The sequence below is a fragment of the Ewingella sp. AOP9-I1-14 genome, assembly GCF_052375995.1.
GTDB lineage: Bacteria > Pseudomonadota > Gammaproteobacteria > Enterobacterales > Enterobacteriaceae > Ewingella > Ewingella allii.
In genome coordinates this window covers 246,334-262,161 of record NZ_JBQSVA010000001.1, presented here as the reverse complement: position 1 = coordinate 262,161, position 15,828 = coordinate 246,334, and the positions used below count along the sequence as shown (strand labels likewise).

At 51.7% G+C, this 15,828-nt stretch carries 15 protein-coding genes and 2 tRNA genes; 5 read left to right on the top strand and 12 right to left on the bottom strand.

The genetic code is table 11. The annotated features are described in order from the left end of the window. Window positions 1-71: 71 nt before the first annotated feature. The 4 genes from pykF to ACT3RT_RS01270 form a co-directional block, all read right to left on the bottom strand. Window positions 72-1,484 carry a pyruvate kinase PykF gene (gene pykF / locus ACT3RT_RS01285; RefSeq protein ID WP_353502420.1) on the bottom strand — a complete coding sequence of 471 codons (1,413 nt, stop codon included), beginning with the start codon at window positions 1,482-1,484 and terminating at the stop codon, window positions 72-74. A gap of 510 nt (window positions 1,485-1,994) precedes the next feature. After that, a tRNA-Val gene (locus ACT3RT_RS01280) sits at window positions 1,995-2,071 on the bottom strand. Window positions 2,072-2,102: 31 nt separating this feature from the next. Further along, a tRNA-Val gene (locus tag ACT3RT_RS01275) sits at window positions 2,103-2,179 on the bottom strand. A 203-nt stretch (window positions 2,180-2,382) separates the two neighbouring features. Further along, window positions 2,383-3,756, bottom strand: coding sequence for an MATE family efflux transporter (locus ACT3RT_RS01270; protein WP_353502419.1), 1,374 nt, complete (start codon window positions 3,754-3,756; stop codon window positions 2,383-2,385). Window positions 3,757-4,120: 364 nt separating this feature from the next. Here ACT3RT_RS01270 and ACT3RT_RS01265 point away from each other — a divergent pair, with 364 nt between their 5' ends. Continuing rightward, the gene (locus tag ACT3RT_RS01265; RefSeq protein WP_353502418.1) at window positions 4,121-4,777 is read left to right on the top strand and encodes a riboflavin synthase subunit alpha; all 657 of its coding nucleotides are present in this window, start codon (window positions 4,121-4,123) and stop codon (window positions 4,775-4,777) included. Between the two features lie 72 nt (window positions 4,778-4,849). Here the strand turns inward: ACT3RT_RS01265 and cfa are convergent, their stop codons facing one another. Continuing rightward, window positions 4,850-6,001 carry a cyclopropane fatty acyl phospholipid synthase gene (gene cfa, locus ACT3RT_RS01260; RefSeq protein ID WP_485901054.1) on the bottom strand — a complete coding sequence of 384 codons (1,152 nt, stop codon included), beginning with the start codon at window positions 5,999-6,001 and terminating at the stop codon, window positions 4,850-4,852. A gap of 363 nt (window positions 6,002-6,364) precedes the next feature. Then, window positions 6,365-7,579, bottom strand: coding sequence for a purine nucleoside transporter PunC (punC, locus tag ACT3RT_RS01255; protein WP_485901052.1), 1,215 nt, complete (start codon window positions 7,577-7,579; stop codon window positions 6,365-6,367). Window positions 7,580-7,736: 157 nt separating this feature from the next. On the opposite strand from punC, the gene punR reads away from it, so the two are divergent. Beyond that, window positions 7,737-8,642: a DNA-binding transcriptional activator PunR gene (punR, locus tag ACT3RT_RS01250; protein WP_485901050.1), complete on the top strand. Its 906-nt coding sequence runs from the start codon at window positions 7,737-7,739 to the stop codon at window positions 8,640-8,642. Between the two features lie 57 nt (window positions 8,643-8,699). Here punR and purR read toward each other — a convergent pair whose 3' ends face one another. Continuing rightward, window positions 8,700-9,725, bottom strand: coding sequence for an HTH-type transcriptional repressor PurR (gene purR / locus ACT3RT_RS01245; protein ID WP_034791139.1), 1,026 nt, complete (start codon window positions 9,723-9,725; stop codon window positions 8,700-8,702). Between the two features lie 150 nt (window positions 9,726-9,875). Between purR and cydH the strand changes: the two genes are divergently transcribed. After that, window positions 9,876-10,151, top strand: coding sequence for a cytochrome bd-I oxidase subunit CydH (gene cydH / locus ACT3RT_RS01240; protein ID WP_353502414.1), 276 nt, complete (start codon window positions 9,876-9,878; stop codon window positions 10,149-10,151). A gap of 200 nt (window positions 10,152-10,351) precedes the next feature. On the opposite strand, the gene ACT3RT_RS01235 is transcribed toward cydH, so the two are convergent. Further along, entirely contained in the window at window positions 10,352-11,218 is an 867-nt protein-coding gene (locus ACT3RT_RS01235) for a C40 family peptidase (RefSeq protein ID WP_485901047.1), read from the bottom strand. Between the two features lie 484 nt (window positions 11,219-11,702). On the opposite strand from ACT3RT_RS01235, the gene ACT3RT_RS01230 reads away from it, so the two are divergent. Further along, window positions 11,703-12,056: a Grx4 family monothiol glutaredoxin gene (locus ACT3RT_RS01230; RefSeq protein ID WP_353502412.1), complete on the top strand. Its 354-nt coding sequence runs from the start codon at window positions 11,703-11,705 to the stop codon at window positions 12,054-12,056. A 90-nt stretch (window positions 12,057-12,146) separates the two neighbouring features. Here ACT3RT_RS01230 and rnt read toward each other — a convergent pair whose 3' ends face one another. The 4 genes from rnt to ACT3RT_RS01210 form a co-directional block, all read right to left on the bottom strand. Further along, a complete protein-coding gene (rnt, locus tag ACT3RT_RS01225; RefSeq protein WP_353502411.1) occupies window positions 12,147-12,860 on the bottom strand; it encodes a ribonuclease T in 714 nt (237 codons plus the stop codon). A 90-nt stretch (window positions 12,861-12,950) separates the two neighbouring features. Further along, a complete protein-coding gene (gene gloA, locus ACT3RT_RS01220) occupies window positions 12,951-13,358 on the bottom strand; it encodes a lactoylglutathione lyase (protein ID WP_353502410.1) in 408 nt (135 codons plus the stop codon). Between the two features lie 172 nt (window positions 13,359-13,530). Beyond that, on the bottom strand, window positions 13,531-14,622 hold the full coding sequence (locus tag ACT3RT_RS01215) for an alkene reductase (RefSeq protein WP_485901044.1): 1,092 nt from the start codon (window positions 14,620-14,622) through the stop codon (window positions 13,531-13,533). Window positions 14,623-14,759: 137 nt separating this feature from the next. Beyond that, the gene (locus ACT3RT_RS01210) at window positions 14,760-15,368 is read right to left on the bottom strand and encodes a TetR/AcrR family transcriptional regulator (protein ID WP_485901042.1); all 609 of its coding nucleotides are present in this window, start codon (window positions 15,366-15,368) and stop codon (window positions 14,760-14,762) included. Window positions 15,369-15,536: 168 nt separating this feature from the next. Between ACT3RT_RS01210 and ACT3RT_RS01205 the strand changes: the two genes are divergently transcribed. Then, window positions 15,537-15,779: a DUF1289 domain-containing protein gene (locus ACT3RT_RS01205; RefSeq protein ID WP_034791122.1), complete on the top strand. Its 243-nt coding sequence runs from the start codon at window positions 15,537-15,539 to the stop codon at window positions 15,777-15,779. The last annotated feature ends 49 nt before the right edge of the window (window positions 15,780-15,828 follow it).

Genomic DNA, 15,828 nt, shown 5'->3' with positions numbered 1-15,828 from the left:
ATTTACATTGCAGCCAATAAAAAACGCCGCATTACGCGGCGTTTTGGCAGAAAGCGATGTCACTTTTCTAATTAGACAACGTGTACCGATGCAGTATTGGTTGTGCCGCTCTGAACCAGCGCGCCAGAAACCATCACCACAACATCACCTTTCTGAGCCAGACCGCTTTCCAGCGCAGCTTCTTTACCGATGCGGTAGAAGTCATCAGTAGAAGCGATTTCTTTGACCAGCTGAGTGATCACGCCTTTAGTCAGGATCAGCTGACGTGCAGTCACTTCGTTAGTGGTCAGTGCCAGAATAGTGGCGTGTGGGAAGTATTTACGCACGGCTTTAGCTGATTTACCGCCGCTAGTCGCGACAACAATCAGAGGCGCGTCCAGCTTCTCTGCGGTTTCAACGGCACCACGGCAAACGGCTTCGGTGATGCGCAGTTTGCGGTTTTCGTTCTGACCGTCGATACGGCTTTGCATCACGCGGTCGGTACGGTCACAGATGGTTGCCATGATAGTCACGGCTTCCAGCGGATATTTACCTTTCGCACTTTCGCCAGACAGCATGACTGCGTCAGTACCGTCGATGATGGCGTTAGCCACGTCGCCCGCTTCTGCGCGAGTAGGGCGTGGGTTTTTGATCATGGAATCGAGCATTTGGGTCGCAGTGATAACGACTTTACGCGCGCGGTTACATTTCTCAATCATCATCTTCTGCGCGAAGATAACTTCTTCTACTGGGATCTCAACGCCCAGGTCGCCACGAGCAACCATGATGCCGTCAGAAGCTTCGAGGATTTCGTCGAAGTTGTTCAGGCCTTCTTGGTTTTCGATTTTAGAGATGATCTGGATGTGCTCGCCACCGTGTGCTTTCAGGTGTTCGCGAATTTCCAGCACGTCAGAACGTTTACGAATGAAAGAAGCTGCAACGAAATCAACGTTTTGCTCGCAACCGAAGATCAAGTCACGTTTGTCTTTTTCAGCCAGAGCTGGCAGAGCGATAGAAACGCCCGGCAGGTTAACGCCTTTGTTTTCGCCAAGGTCGCCGTTGTTCAGCACTTTACAGGTTACTTCGGTTTCAGTGACGTTGGTCACTTCCATACCGATCAGGCCGTCATCAACCAGAATGGTGTTACCGATTTTCAGGTCTGCTGCGAAACCAGCGTAAGTTACCGCTACGCGCTCGCTGTTACCGATCACGGATTGGTCAGTAGTAAAGGTGTAAGTCTGACCAGCAACCAGCGCAGCGTCTTTGCCGCCTTCCAGTTTCATGGTGCGGATTTCTGGACCTTTGGTGTCCAGCAGGATGCCCGCTTTATGACCAGTTTTAGCCATAACGTTGCGGATGTTCTTGATGCGCTGACCGTGTTCTTCGTAATCACCGTGAGAGAAGTTCAAACGCATAACGTTCATGCCTGCATCAAGCAGTTTGGTCAGCATTTCTTCAGATTCGGTTTTTGGGCCGATGGTACAAACAATTTTGGTCTTTTTCATGACGATTTTATCTACAAGTTGTGATGGATTGGGAATATGTTCGCCCGGCAGCGCTGCTGCCCACGAGAAATTTGGGTGGTGCCTGGTTGATTCAAAACAATACTAAGCGTAGGCGACTGGAGAAGAAATGGTGTGTAAAGTTCAGCCAAGGCATGGCTTTCTGTACGATTAATCATCGTCTTGGGTAAGGTGCTGCTTTTATACGTACGATATCGACAGATCAAGGGGCTGAAACCATTCAATCGAAGAGACGGTGCGTATTATAGGGGGTAAGCGGCGGGAAACAAAATAAAAAACATGACGCTGCGCAAGCTTCTGGCATCTGAGAGGCGTTCGTTGCGCAAATCGCCGAAACGGGCAGGGGAGAAATCACTATAGGTACTATTTTGAGCAGGATAAAGGCTAACGAGTGGCTTGGGTTCTAGGATCTAATACTGAAATTGAACAATGTTGGGATTTGAATACGAAGAAGACGTGACTGCAAAGTTATGGAGAGAAGGAGTGTTCATCTGGTGCGTCCGAGTGGACTCGAACCACCGACCCCCACCATGTCAAGGTGGTGCTCTAACCAACTGAGCTACGGACGCACATCTGATGAAACAGGTACTGCGCAGAATTTGGTGCGTCCGAGTGGACTCGAACCACCGACCCCCACCATGTCAAGGTGGTGCTCTAACCAACTGAGCTACGGACGCATCGTTTTCTGTCTGCCAGTGCGGCAGCGGGGACGAATATTAGCGACCTACCCGATGACTGGCAAGGGAAAAAAAACATTTTACGACGATATTGTGACTGAGTGGTGCGCTAATGTTCATTGCGTTGATTTTTTGAACATTAATGCTGGCAGCTTAGCCGCCGGAAACGGTTGTCCGGCGGCTAGGTTGTGCTGCAAAGCAGATTATCGGCGCGCTTTATCCAAAATGACGAATGAAGATTGGTTCTGGATCCAGCGAATCCGCAGCGACACCATCACCGCCGCGAAGGTCAGCCCGATAATAAAGCCCCACCAGAAACCACTTGGCCCCATTCGCGGCACTACCCAGTCGGTCAGACCCAGCGTGTAGCCAATCGGCAGCCCCAGCACCCAGTAGGCAACAAAGGTAATGTAGAAGATAGAACGCGTGTCTTTATAGCCGCGCAGTACACCAGTGCCGATCACCTGAATGGCATCTGAGATCTGATAAACTGCCGCCAGTAGCATCAGGCTGGAGGCCAGCGCCACCACCTCCGGGCTGTCGTTATACAGCGCGGCGATCTGTTCGCGGAAAATCACCGAGAGAGACGCCGTGAAGCAGGCAATCACCACCCCGGTGAAAATACTGGTACGGGCCGACACGCGCGCCCCTTCCACCGAGGACTCACCCAGGCGCGAACCCACGCGGATGGTGGTCGCCATGCCCAAAGAGAGCGGAATGACGAACATCAGCGAGCCGAGGCTCAGGGCTATCTGGTGACTTGCCACGGCGACAATGCCCAGTGGAGAAACCAGCAGTGCGACGATGGCGAACAGCGTCACTTCGAAAAACAGCGCTAAACCAATTGGCAGGCCCAGCGAGGTTAAGCGTTTAAGGGTGGCCCAATCCGGCTTGGCGAAACGGCTCTGCGCAACAATGTCCTTCATGAAGTAAGCATGCTTCACGTAGTAACGCATCATCAGGAACATCACCCAGTAAACGGTGCCTGTCGCCACGCCGCAGCCTACGCCGCCCAGCGCCGGTGCGCCAAAGTGACCATAGATGAAGATATAGTTGAGCGGAATGTTAACCATCAGCCCAACAAAACCAAAAATCATCCCCGGCTTGGTTTTCGACAACCCTTCGCACTGGACGCGCAGCACTTGGAAGAACAGGTAGCCCGGCGCGCCCCACATAATGGCGTGCAGGTAACCAATGGCTTTCTCTTTCAGCTCTTCATCCACGTTATGCATCAGGCCGATGATGTGCTCGCAATTATAGATGACGGCCATGATCAGCACCGACACGCCTGCCGCCAGCCAGAAACCTTGCTGCACCTGATGGGCGATTTTATCGCGTCGACCGGCACCGTTGAGATGGGCCACGGTCGGGCTAAGTGCCAGCACCAAGCCATGACCCAAAAGAATTGCCGGCAGCCAAATCGAGGTACCGACGGCCACTGCGGCCATGTCCGTTGCGCTGACCGAGCCAGCCATGATGGTGTCCACCACGCCCATTGCAGTTTGAGCAATTTGAGCAAAGATGACGGGAACAGCGAGCGCTAATAAGACACGCGCTTCTGTAAGGTACTTCTGCACGTATACACCTTTATATGGTTAATCCTTCGTTCCTGAAGTTATCGCGTCGAGAGCCGTACGCCGGGGAGGGGAATATTTCCTATAAACATTCCCAAGGGCGCTTCACGTGCTGTATTGCCGAAACTCCAACCACGTTGGACAGTGATTAAATTAAGAAAACGTCATGGAAAACATGACGCTAAAATAGCGGGAAATAGCCCGAAGATTGTACATCTTAAGATTTTTTAAGCAATAAAGCTGTTAATGTCGAGTTAAATAATGCGCTTTTACATCGGGTTGATATTTTAGATTCATTGATTTGGCTTTCCCTCAATTCTGCGGCAAACTGACGGATAAGAGACAAGCATTTAATGAGGCATGACCTATGTTTACCGGTATTGTTCAGGGCACAGGAACGCTAGTGTCCATCGATGAAAAACCTAACTTCCGTACCCACGTTGTCAAAATGCCAGCCCATATGCTGGACAACCTTGAGCTTGGCGCGTCGGTTGCTCACAATGGTTGTTGCCTTACCGTCACGGAAGTTAAGGGTGATCTGGTGAGCTTCGACTTGGTTAAAGAGACGCTTCGCCTGACCAACCTGGGTGATTTGCAGCCCGGTGCGGAGGTAAATCTCGAGCGCGCAGCGCGATTTGATGATGAAATCGGCGGCCACTTAATGTCTGGGCATATTATTTGTACGGCAGAAGTGGCGAAAATCCTGACCTCAGAAAATAACCGTCAAATCTGGTTCCGCATGCCTCACGAAGATTTAATGAAATATGTGCTGCATAAAGGTTTCATTGGTATTGACGGCATTAGCCTGACCGTCGGTGAAGTGACCAAAACCCGTTTCTGCGTGCATTTAATTCCTGAAACGCTGCAAAGAACCACCTTAGGCGCGAAACGTCTGGGGGATAAAATCAATATTGAAATCGACCCGCAGACCCAGGCGATCGTTGACACCGTCGAGCGCGTGTTGGCAAGCCGCGAAGCCGCGATGGCCACGGCTCAGGCGCTGGCCGAACAGCAAGAGCACTAATTTATAAAATAAAAACAGCGCAATAAAAAAGCCGGGCAGCTCATCACTGTCCGGCTTTTTTTCGTCTGTCACTTAGCGTGGAACGCGAATACCGCCTTCGACGCCTTGCGCGCTGAATACCACCTGCCACAATTGAATGTCACGGGCGCGGAAGGCGCCGGCACAGGCGTTAAGATAATAAGTAAACATTCTGTAGAAGCGATCGCCGTAACGTTCTGCCAGAGAAGGCCATGCCTGCTGGAAACGTTCATACCACGCCATCAGCGTCCTGTCGTAATCCGCCCCGATGTTGTGCCAATCTTCCATCACAAACAGTGATTCGCTGGTTTGCGCGATTTGCTGAACGGAAGGCAAGCAGCCATTAGGGAAAATATACTTATCGATCCACGGGTCAACGTTCAGGTCGGTTTTATTCGAACCAATCGTATGCAGAAGGAATAAACCGTCCGGCTTAATATTGCGTTTCGCCACGTTGAAGTAAGTCTGATAATTCTTCGGACCCACGTGTTCGAACATGCCCACCGACACAATACGATCAAACTGATCGTTCAGGTCGCGGTAGTCTTGCAGCAAAATAGTGACGTCGAGGCCCTTGCAGCGCTCTTGTGCCATTTTTTGTTGCTCAGCAGAGATTGTGACTCCAACAACGCTAACGCCGTAATTTTTCGCTGCGAATTCCGAAAGCCCACCCCAACCACATCCGATGTCGAGCAAGCGCATGCCCGGCTTCAATTGCAGCTTATCGCAAATCATTTTTAATTTTGCTTCCTGGGCCTGTTCGAGAGTTGTTGCCTCTTTCCAGTAACCGCAGGAATATTGCATATAGGGGTCTAACATCAGACTGAACAAGTCGTTGCCCAAGTCGTAATGCTCTTTGCCCACAATCCAGGCGCGTTTTCTGGATTGAAGATTGGTTAGCCGTGCGGCTGCAATGCGGAGTGTATCTTTAAAATGGCGCGGGAGTTTAGTCTCAAGACCGGCGTTAATGACCCGCTGGAAGAACATATCGAGACGTTCGCATTCCCACCAGCCGTCCATATAGCTTTCGCCCAGACCCAAAGAACCTTCCTGTAAAACACGCTTAAAGAAATCAGGGTTTTTTACTTTTATATCAAAAGGTCGAGTACCATTAATCTGGATATCGGCCATCCCGAGCATTTCATTGGCGATGCGATACCATTGATTATCTTGAATACTCAGGTCTTCTACACACGATGAACTCATAGCTTCTCCATCACTTTCTCTTCTGACTTATTAACCTGCCAAGAAAATATTAGGCAATTTATGCAGGTCATTATGAGAACAGACGGTCAATCCGCCTTGTCTGATATGCGACTATGAACAGAGGAAATAATTAGAAGAACACCCACTGCCACTAAGAGTATGGGTGAAAAATCCATTTTATAAAGTGTGATGCACTCCCCGCATCGACAACAAGTTGTGATAAAAGTTTTGGTAAAATGTTATTTTTTTAGGTTCGATTGAGTATATGCCCGCCTTTCCGCATTCTCAATAATAAATCGTGCGGGGCGAGCATATACTTTAAGTGATTGTTACAGAGGGTAATTATGACGATCCGTTAGCATGTTAAGCATCGTTTCGCGATAATTCTCCTCCGGCAGTTACCGCTACCGCAGTCGCCTGTTTCTCACCTTTTTTGGCCATAAAAAATCCCAGTCCAACCAAGACAACGGTGCCAAGCATTACCGTCACCGTGGCCAGAAGTGGCAGGGCAATAAAAGTGGAAACCAACAGGCTGGCAACAAAACACAAACCTAATTGTAGTGTATTTTGCAGTGCAGCAGCCTTGCCTGTATTAGCAGGAAATGACATTAATGCATTTGCTACAACAATTGGATAGCACGCACCATTCACCAATGCCATTAAACAGAAGGGAATGAGCAGGGTGATTAGCGTGGCGTGAGTCAGGGTTGCCACCAGATAAAGCGCCACGACGCTCAGGGTGTAACCCGCCAGTAGCCAAGGCAGAATGCGGTTGCCGTCAATTTTGGCGATCAGCAAACGGCAGCCGAAGCCCCCCACTAAAAATGCAATTGTCTGCGGAACATAGCTCAGACCAATCACTCCCGGCGTGTAACCCATATCACTCAAAATAAAGGGTGAGCCGGTCAGCCAGGCAAAGAAACCTGCCGAACACGCAGCGTAAATCATCACGTTGCCGCTAAACGCTGGCGAAGCCATCAGGCGGAAGAAGCTGATGTTGTCAGCCTTTTTCTCGCCACTGGCTTTTTTGGCTTCTTTAATGCGGAAAGAGAAGGCCAGTAGCAGCACGCCGACGGCCAACAGCAGGGCAAAAATGGCCTGCCAGTCAAAATGGTTAAGCACCCATGCACCAAGCAGCGGGGCGAGCGCCGGAGAGAGCGCGACCAGCGGCATGATAGTCGCAAAGGTGCGTTTCGCCACTTCAGACGAGTAGCGATCAACCACCAGCGCCTGCCAGCTCACTGCCGCAGCACACACGCCGATGGCTTGCAGGAAGCGCAGACCGAGCAGCAGATAAATATTTTCAACCCACAGCATCCCCAGACAGCCCAGCGCGAACAGGGTCAGTCCGGCAATCAGAACCGGGCGGCGACCCATGCGATCGGAGAGCGGCCCCCAGACCAGTTGGCCAATGGCAAAGCCGCCTAAGAAGATACTGAGGCTGGCGCTGATCAGGCCCGGCGTGGTGACTAAAGAGGTTTGCATTACGCTGAATGCAGGCAGGTACATATCGGTGGCTAAAAAGCCCAGCATACTCAGCCCGGCGAGGTAGAGCATAAATCCAAAGGAGGGTTTCATTTTTCTCTTCTTAAATGCGATGTATCAATGACATTACGCGGTGGCAAAAATTGCAGGAAAACGCCTAGAAGTTTAAGTGTTTGGTAAAGCCCTTGTGAAACGCTAATATTTGCAGTGATGTATCAAAAAAATTGAAAGCAAGCCGAGGGCGAATGAAATGTGGTCAGAATACTCGTTAGAAGTGGTGGACGCCGTGGCGCGCACCGGCAGTTTTAGCGCGGCGGCGGCAGAACTGCACCGCGTGCCCTCGGCGGTGAGTTATACCGTTCGCCAACTGGAACAGTGGCTGGCCGTGCCGCTGTTTGAACGCCGCCACCGCGATGTGGAATTAACCCCGGCCGGGCAGGTTTTTGTTGAGGATGCGCGGTTGCTTATCAAAAAAATGATGGCGACCCGCCGTCAGTGCCAGCAGGTGGCAAACGGCTGGCGCGGCCAGCTCAGCGTGGCGGTTGACCGTATCGTTAAGCCAGAAAGGGCGCGGCGGCTGGTGACGGATTTCTATCGCACCTTCCCGGACACCGAGCTGATTATTCATTCCGAAGTGTTCAACGGCGTGTGGGACGCGCTGGTTGATGGCCGCGCTGACGTCGCCATCGGCGCCACCCGCGCGGTGCCCACCGGCGGGCGTTTTAGCTTTCGCGACATGGGCTTTATGGATTGGCACTGCGTGGTCAGCCCGAGCCATCCGCTGGCGGCGTTGCCCGCGCCGCTGATTGACGACCAGCTGCGAGAGTACCCCGCGCTATGTCTGGAAGACACCTCGCGTAGCTTACCCAAGCGCGATACCTGGACCTTGGATAATCAGCGTCGGCTGGTGGTGCCGGACTGGACCTGCGCCATTGAGTGCCTGTGCGCGGGGCTGTGTGTCGGCATGATGCCCGTCCATATGGTGGATAAATGGCTTGAGCAGGATAAGCTTCGCGTTTTGCAACTGGCTACGGATTTCCCGGAAAGCGCCTGCTGTCTGACGTGGGACCAAAGCAATCAATCGCCCGCGCTGGCGTGGCTGCTGGACTATCTCGGCGACAGTGAAACCATGAATCAGGAGTGGTTGCGCAATTAAAAACGCCTGCATGGGAGCAGGCGTTGGTCGGTTCACTATTTTATTCGCGGCGCGCTATTAACGACGATAGTCGCGATACGGGCCGTCGGCCACTGAGCGGCGCTCAACCAGTTTCGGGTGAACCTCGATGGTTTGCGACTCTTCGCGCTTGCTGACAATACGGTCGAGCAGCATGGTGAAGGCCATCTCGCCCAGACGCTCTTTCGGCTGGTGGATGGTGGTCAGTGCTGGGGAGAAGTAGCGCGCGTTACGCACGTTATCATAGCCGATCACCGATATGTCTTGCGGTACGCGCAGGCCCATTTCGTCAGCGGCGCAGATTGCCCCCATAGCCATCACGTCGCCGCCGCAGAACACGGCGGTCGGGCGCTGCTTCTGCATCAAAATCTTGTGCATCGCCTGATAGCCGGATTCCGGCTCGAAATCCCCTTGCACTACCCACTCTTCGCGCAGCGGAATATTGGCTTCGGTTAAGGCTTTGACGAAGCCCTGGAAGCGACCGCCGCCGGTGTTGCGTGCCAGCTGGCCGGGGATCACGCCGATATCGCGATGACCGCGTTCAATCAGATAGCGCCCGGCCATGTAGCCGCCTTCAAAGGCGTTATCAATAATGCTGTCGGTGAAATTCTTGCGCGCTTCGCCCCAGTCCATCACCACCATTGGGATTGAGCGATACTCTTCGAGCATGTCCAACAGGGCGTCCGGGTATTCGGCGCACATCACCAATAAGCCGTCGACGCGCTTTTGCGCCAGCATCGCCAGATAGGCTTGTTGCTTATCGAGGTTATTGTGCGAGTTACATAAAATCAGCGTATAGCCTTTGGCGAAGCAGCTATTTTCAACGGCTTCGATAACTTCGGCGAAGTAGGGCGCTTCGCTGGAGGTTGCCAACAAGCCGATAGACTTGGTGTTATTAACCTTGAGGCTGCGAGCCACGGCGCTAGGCGAGTAGTGCAGCTCTTTAATGGCAGTCTGCACGGCGGCTTTAGTTTCTTCGGCGACGAAACGTGTTTTATTGATGACGTGCGACACGGTAGTGGTGGAAACGCCAGCCCGCTTTGCGACATCTTTTATCGTTGCCATGAAAAGAATGACTCCTGTACCGACGTGCTCTGGCACGTTAGCATTATGTTAATCGTTTGCTTGCGTGGATTTGACTGCTGAACAATAAAAGCGCAGTGAAATCGTTGGTGGGTTTTTCAGAAAAGGACAGCTGTCTGAAAGAACATCGGGATGAATCGACCGGCACGCAGCGTGGTAACCGCGAATTTTCTCTTATATCGCGGAAAAGGGGAAGTAAAAAGTCTTGTTAAGGCAGGGAATGATCACGAGATTTTAGCGGGAAACTGTGAGAAACTGCTTTGGCACACAAACTGTATGGCTTACGGCGTGGCCGCATTTGATCCACAAGGAGTTTTCATGGACAGCAATCTGAAATTCGCATTGATCACGACAGTCGGCGCATTGGCAATGATTTTGGCCTTTAGCTTCACGGCGGTAATGCACTAATCCTCTCATTGCGAGTAGGGCTTAGGCGCGTTAAACCGTGTTCGGTTCTAGTTAGAAAAGTTAAACAAATAGAGAAAAGGGCGACCCCATCACTGGGATCGCCCTTTTTGTTTTCGTCTTGCTGTGTTCGGATTTGACTCAACAATTTCATAAGCGTTTCGTTAAATGCTATTCAGTGACTGATTAGCGGTGGGGCCGACTTAACGAATCGTTTTAGGCGTCATGACGCGACGCGCGCCAACATAGTGATCTTGCCAGTAATCGTCACCCAAGGAGGTGATTTTAATATCTTCACCGGTTCGCGGTGACTGGATAAACTTGCCGTTGCCGAGATACACGCCCACGTGGTCTGCTGCGCCGCGCTTGCTGATCCTGAAGAAGACTAAATCGCCACTCTCCAGTTCACCGCGTTTAACCGGCGCCGCGTCGCGAAGGTGGTACATTTCGTTAGCGGTGCGCGGCATTTTAATGCGAATCAAATCTTTATAGGCGTAATACACTAAACCACTGCAATCAAATCCGGTATTCGGTGAAGTCCCACCCCAGCGATAAGGTTTGCCAACCTGATGCATCAACTTGGTCATCGCTGTTTGCTGCGCGTGTTGGTAACGTTTTTTGTGCGCGGCGCTTAATGTTATGGGTTTACTGTTTTTTGCCAGAACGTCTTTGTCACCTCGGTGACGCCCGTAAGCTTTTTTGCCGTTCTTTTTGGTTTCGTTCTTGGCCAGCGTTCGACTTTCTTTTTTGGTTTCGGTTTTGCGTAACGCGACTTTGGTGGTTTTCTTTTCAGCTCGCTGATGGTGAGCAAGCTTGGCCGGTGCGGCCTTTTTCGTTTCTTTAGATTCTTTCGTTTTACTGGTTTTGGTTTTTTCTTCTTTTACCGGCTCTGCCTTGGACTTTTTACTGGTCTTGGCCACGGCTTTTCGCTTTCGGCGCTCATCGGGTTTAGCCTGACTCACGTGGCTTTTCTTATGATCGGCGGAAACGTTAGCGTTTGGCGCTGCGTGCGCCAAATTAAGAAATAGCTGGGTAAATAGCAGTACGGAAAGCGTAATCAATAAACGCATGGCGTCGTTACCAATATTGGCCCAAAGTTAAACATCATAGATGTCAGAGTATTGCCCAAATGAACCGGACAAAACAGCACGAAATGCCTCGATTCTAGATCATATTGTGAGAAAAAGTTAATAGCTTTTTAAATGCTGAGAAAATAGTCATTAAACGGTTTTAAAAGCACCATATTTCAGTGAGTTGAAATAATGCTCTATGCCGTGCGGAAGGCTCATTCGGCAGTTAAATTTGTTCGGCAAAAATGTTATTCTGAATGACTGTTTATTTTTGCGACCTGTAAGGCATTTTAATAAAAATGGCACAGGCAGTTGAATAATGCATGGCGCAGTGGATAAAAACCCTGCAAAAAATGGCGTTTTTATCCCATGCCAGCCATCGTTACAATAGAAGACAAGCGACAAAGGCTGCGGGTACCCATAAGCAGCCTGCGCATAATGAGTAATGACCGTGACAGCCAGCTTTGGCTTGAGGAAGCAAGAAATGACCACACCAACTATTGAAAAGATCCAGAAGCAGGTTTCCGAAAACCCAATCCTTCTGTACATGAAAGGTTCACCTAAGCTGCCAAGCTGCGGTTTCTCTGCTCAGGCGGTTCAGGCTCTTTCTGCCTGTGGTGAGCGTTTCGCTTACGTTGATATCCTGCAAAACCCAGATATCCGTGCTGAAATGCCAAAATATGCTAACTGGCCAACCTTCCCGCAGCTGTGGGTAGACGGCGAGCTGGTTGGCGGTTGCGACATCGTGATTGAAATGTATCAGCGCGGTGAGCTGCAGCAGCTGATCAAAGAAACTGCTGAGAAATACAAGTCTTCTGAAGAGCAGCAACCTGAGTAATTTCAGGCTCCCGCTGTAACAGCAGAGCAAATAAAAAGAGCGGCCATCTGAGCCGCTCTTTTTTTATCTGTCGAATTCCGCCAAGCCCACTTATTCAGCCTGGCTGTCTGTCTCGCTCGGCGCTTCAGTCTCATCGCCCACCGGCAGTGGCCAGCCGCCAAGACGCTTCCAGCGGTTTACCAGTTCACAGAACAGCTTGGCCGTCTGCTCGGTGTCATACAGCGCCGAGTGCGCCTGACTGCTGTCGAACACCATGCCGGCGCTGATACAGGCTTTCGCCAACACTGTCTGCCCGAGCACCAATCCGCTGAGTGCGGCGGTATCGAAAGTGGCAAAAGGGTGGAAAGGGTTACGTTTCAGCCCGGCGCGCTCTGCGGCGGCCATCAGGAAGCTGTGATCGAAGTTGGCATTGTGCGCCACGATGATCGCCCGGTTGCAGTTCTGCTCTTTCATTCCCTTGCGAATGGCTTTGAAAATCGCGTGTAGCGCATCATATTCGCTCACCGCGCCGCGCAGGGGATTGGTCGGGTCTATGCCGTTAAAGGCCAGCGCCTCCGGTACCAGAATGGAACCCTCGAAAGGCTCGACGTGGAAGTGCAACGTTTCGTCGCTCTCCAGCCAACCCTCGTCATCCATCTTTAACGTAATGGCGGCAATTTCTAGCAGCGCATCGGTCTGGGCGTTAAATCCTGCGGTTTCAACATCGATAACTACGGGATAAAAACCACGAAATCGGCCTCTCAGGGCGTTAATGTCACTATTCTCGGCCATTAGTTTCTTATCTTCATCGAATTCAGCCGGCATTATGACAAATTTTTCTGTCAGTTGCAGGAGGGGAGGAAAAAAGGGCAACAAAAAAGGGCGCTTATGCGCCCTTGATAGCGGAAGGCGGGATTAGTGACCCAGACCTTGACCCGCGTGTTTAGATTCGATCAGCTCGATTTTGTAGCCGTCCGGGTCTTCGACGAAAGCGATGATGGTAGAACCGCCTTTCACCGGGCCGGCTTCGCGCGTCACGTTACCACCGGCTTTACGAATGTCTTCGCAAGTCTGGGCAACGTTATCTACGCCAAGAGCGATATGACCATAGGCCGTGCCGAGATCATAGCTTTCGACGCCCCAGTTGTAAGTCAGTTCGATCACTGCACCTTCGCTTTCATCGGTATAACCAACAAAGGCCAGAGAGTATTTGTATTCAGTATTTTCGCTGGTACGCAGCAGGCGCATGCCCAAAACATCGGTATAGAAACTGATTGAGCGTTGCAGGTCGCCAACGCGAAGCATGGTATGAAGTAAGCGCATAAATTCCTCTGAATGCAGGGGTAAGTAATAGATAACAGACTAACTGATATTCGCTATTCAGGCAAAAAAAGCGGCAGCCGGAGGGGCGGCTGCCGCAAGGGTCGATTTTTTGCACTAATGGCTTTTAAACCAACCCGTTAGTTACTCTTCGTTTTATACGGACTCGCCGTTTTTATAAAGTCGGGTAGTCGGTGTAACCCTGAGCGCCGCCGCCGTAGAAAGTCTCTGGCTGTGGTTCGTTCAGTGGTGCATGGCTTCTCAGACGTTCAACCAAGTCTGGGTTTGCAATGTAGCTGCGGCCAAACGCCACGGCGTCAATGAAACCTTTTTCAATCAGGTCTTCGCCTTTCTCTGCGGTGTAAGCACCCGCGCCGACAATCACGCCTTTATAGTGGGCGCGGATCGCTGCACGGAACTCATCAGAGTAAGGCTTGCCACCTGCCCAGTCTGGTTCAGAAATGTGCAGGTATGCCAGATTGCGTTTGTTCAGCTCATCGAGCAGGTACAGCGCGGCTTGTTCTTGATCTTCGCCATTGTCCAGACCGTTGAACGGGCCGAGTGGAGAAATACGAATACCCACGCGCTCTGCGCCAATCTCTTCGATAGCGGCATCAACCACTTCCAGCGTCAGGCGGGTGCGGTTTTCGATGCTGCCGCCGTACTGGTCGGTACGGTTGTTAGAAGCCGGAGCCATGAACTGGTGCAACAGGTAGCCGTGCGCGGCGTGCAGTTCGATGTAGTCGAAATCTGCCTCACGAGAGCAGGCCGCCGCGTGGCGGAAGTCATTGATGATGCCTGGGATCTCGCTCAGTTCCAGCGCTCGTGGCGTCGGGGTGTCAACGCGAACGGCGTTGCCCTGTGCATCACGCAGGCTGGTACGGGTGTTGGCATTGATAGCCGAGGCCGACACCGGGGTTTGGTTCTCTGGCTGCACATCGTTGTGCGAAATACGGCCGGTGTGCCACAATTGAACGGCGATATGGCCGCCTTTAGCATGCACGCCAGCCACGATTTTTTTCCATGCAGCAGTCTGCTCTGGGGTATGCAGGCCCGGTGCGCCAGCATAGCCTTTCGCCTGGAATGAAACCTGAGTCGCTTCAGTGATGATCAAACCTGAAGTGTGGCGTTGGCCATAATATTCACCCATCAGTGGGGTAGGGATATCACCCGGCTCAATGCTACGCAGACGAGTCAGTGGAGCCATGAATACGCGATTCGGTAAGGTTTTATTTCCGACAACAATCGGGGTAAAAAGCTTGGTCATTTTCTAAAACTCCTCAGTAATAGACTGGTCGGTCTGATTCATATCTTAAAAAAGAGGTCAAAAGTTCGACCTGATTAAGTTTTCTGCGCGGCAACTCACCGCGCCGTTGACGCATTACCCTGACTGTCTTAAGACAATCAGGACTTATTCGGAACCTGCAAAAACGTTTCTATCGTTTCTACCGCAGTAGCCAGGGGGGTGACAGAGCGTTTTATCTTAGCCAGCAATGACGCACCCAGCCACATAGAGTAGAGCGCTGACGCCGTGGCTGCCGGGGAGAACGGCACCTGAAGCGACCCTTCGGCAATGCCTTTTTCCACCGCATCTTTTAAGCGACCTACCACCCGAATGGTGCCTTGTTCAAGGGCATGGCGCATAGGCTCTGACAGGTCACTGACCTCTGCCGAAAGCTTCACCGCCAGACAGGCATTGTGATTCTCGCTGGCGCAGAAGTTGGTAATAGTCTGCGCGTAATAGTTCAGCAGATGTTGACGCTGATTCCCCTGCGGCGCGCTGAACATAGCCAGCAGATGCGCATCATAACTGTCGTAATAACGCTGAATCATTGCCTCACCAAAGGCCTCTTTCGAGCGAAAATGGTGATAGAACGAGCCTTTAGGCACTTCGGCCTTTTTCAGCAGTTCAGTCAGCCCCATGCCGTTAAAGCCCAGTCGTAAACTGAGTTCCTGGCCGGTTGCCAACAAATGTTCGCGTGTATCGCAATGTGGATGTGTCATCTTGTTCATGCTTCTGAGAGTATTAGACCGATCAGTCTAGGTCAATCTTAAATGTGGAGTAGAGCACATTTTGACACGTTAGCGCGACGCCGGGCAATCCGGCGACGGGTAAATGGGGGTTGCGGGAAAGCGTTAAAGCGTCTTCAATAAGAGTTCAATGCTCGATAGGGAGTCGCTGTGGCTCAACAGTTAGAGTTTTTTGACATTCCCAGCCCGTGCCGTGGTATTTGCCAGGCAGATAATCGCGGCTTCTGCCGTGGTTGCCTGCGTAGTCGCGAAGAGCGTTTTGGCTGGATGACCATGACGGACACTGAAAAGCGCCACGTGCTGCGCCTGTGCCATCAGCGCCTGTTGCGTTTGCAGCGCGCCGCCAAGAAACCCGATGACGACGCCCAGCCCGAACAGCCCACTCTTTTTTAATTTTTAGCACCAGCTCACCTTTCAACTTGCTCGCATGGCGGAGATCAAT

Coding starts and splice junctions, on each gene's coding strand:
- pykF (WP_353502420.1), bottom strand. CDS start 1,484: ATGAAAAAGACCAAAATTGTTTGTACCATCGGCCCAAAAACCGAATCT.
- ACT3RT_RS01265 (WP_353502418.1), top strand. CDS start 4,121: ATGTTTACCGGTATTGTTCAGGGCACAGGAACGCTAGTGTCCATCGAT.
- cfa (WP_485901054.1), bottom strand. CDS start 6,001: ATGAGTTCATCGTGTGTAGAAGACCTGAGTATTCAAGATAATCAATGG.
- punC (WP_485901052.1), bottom strand. CDS start 7,579: ATGAAACCCTCCTTTGGATTTATGCTCTACCTCGCCGGGCTGAGTATG.
- punR (WP_485901050.1), top strand. CDS start 7,737: ATGTGGTCAGAATACTCGTTAGAAGTGGTGGACGCCGTGGCGCGCACC.
- purR (WP_034791139.1), bottom strand. CDS start 9,725: ATGGCAACGATAAAAGATGTCGCAAAGCGGGCTGGCGTTTCCACCACT.
- cydH (WP_353502414.1), top strand. CDS start 9,876: ATGAATCGACCGGCACGCAGCGTGGTAACCGCGAATTTTCTCTTATAT.
- ACT3RT_RS01235 (WP_485901047.1), bottom strand. CDS start 11,218: ATGCGTTTATTGATTACGCTTTCCGTACTGCTATTTACCCAGCTATTT.
- ACT3RT_RS01230 (WP_353502412.1), top strand. CDS start 11,703: ATGACCACACCAACTATTGAAAAGATCCAGAAGCAGGTTTCCGAAAAC.
- rnt (WP_353502411.1), bottom strand. CDS start 12,860: ATGCCGGCTGAATTCGATGAAGATAAGAAACTAATGGCCGAGAATAGT.
- gloA (WP_353502410.1), bottom strand. CDS start 13,358: ATGCGCTTACTTCATACCATGCTTCGCGTTGGCGACCTGCAACGCTCA.
- ACT3RT_RS01215 (WP_485901044.1), bottom strand. CDS start 14,622: ATGACCAAGCTTTTTACCCCGATTGTTGTCGGAAATAAAACCTTACCG.
- ACT3RT_RS01210 (WP_485901042.1), bottom strand. CDS start 15,368: ATGAACAAGATGACACATCCACATTGCGATACACGCGAACATTTGTTG.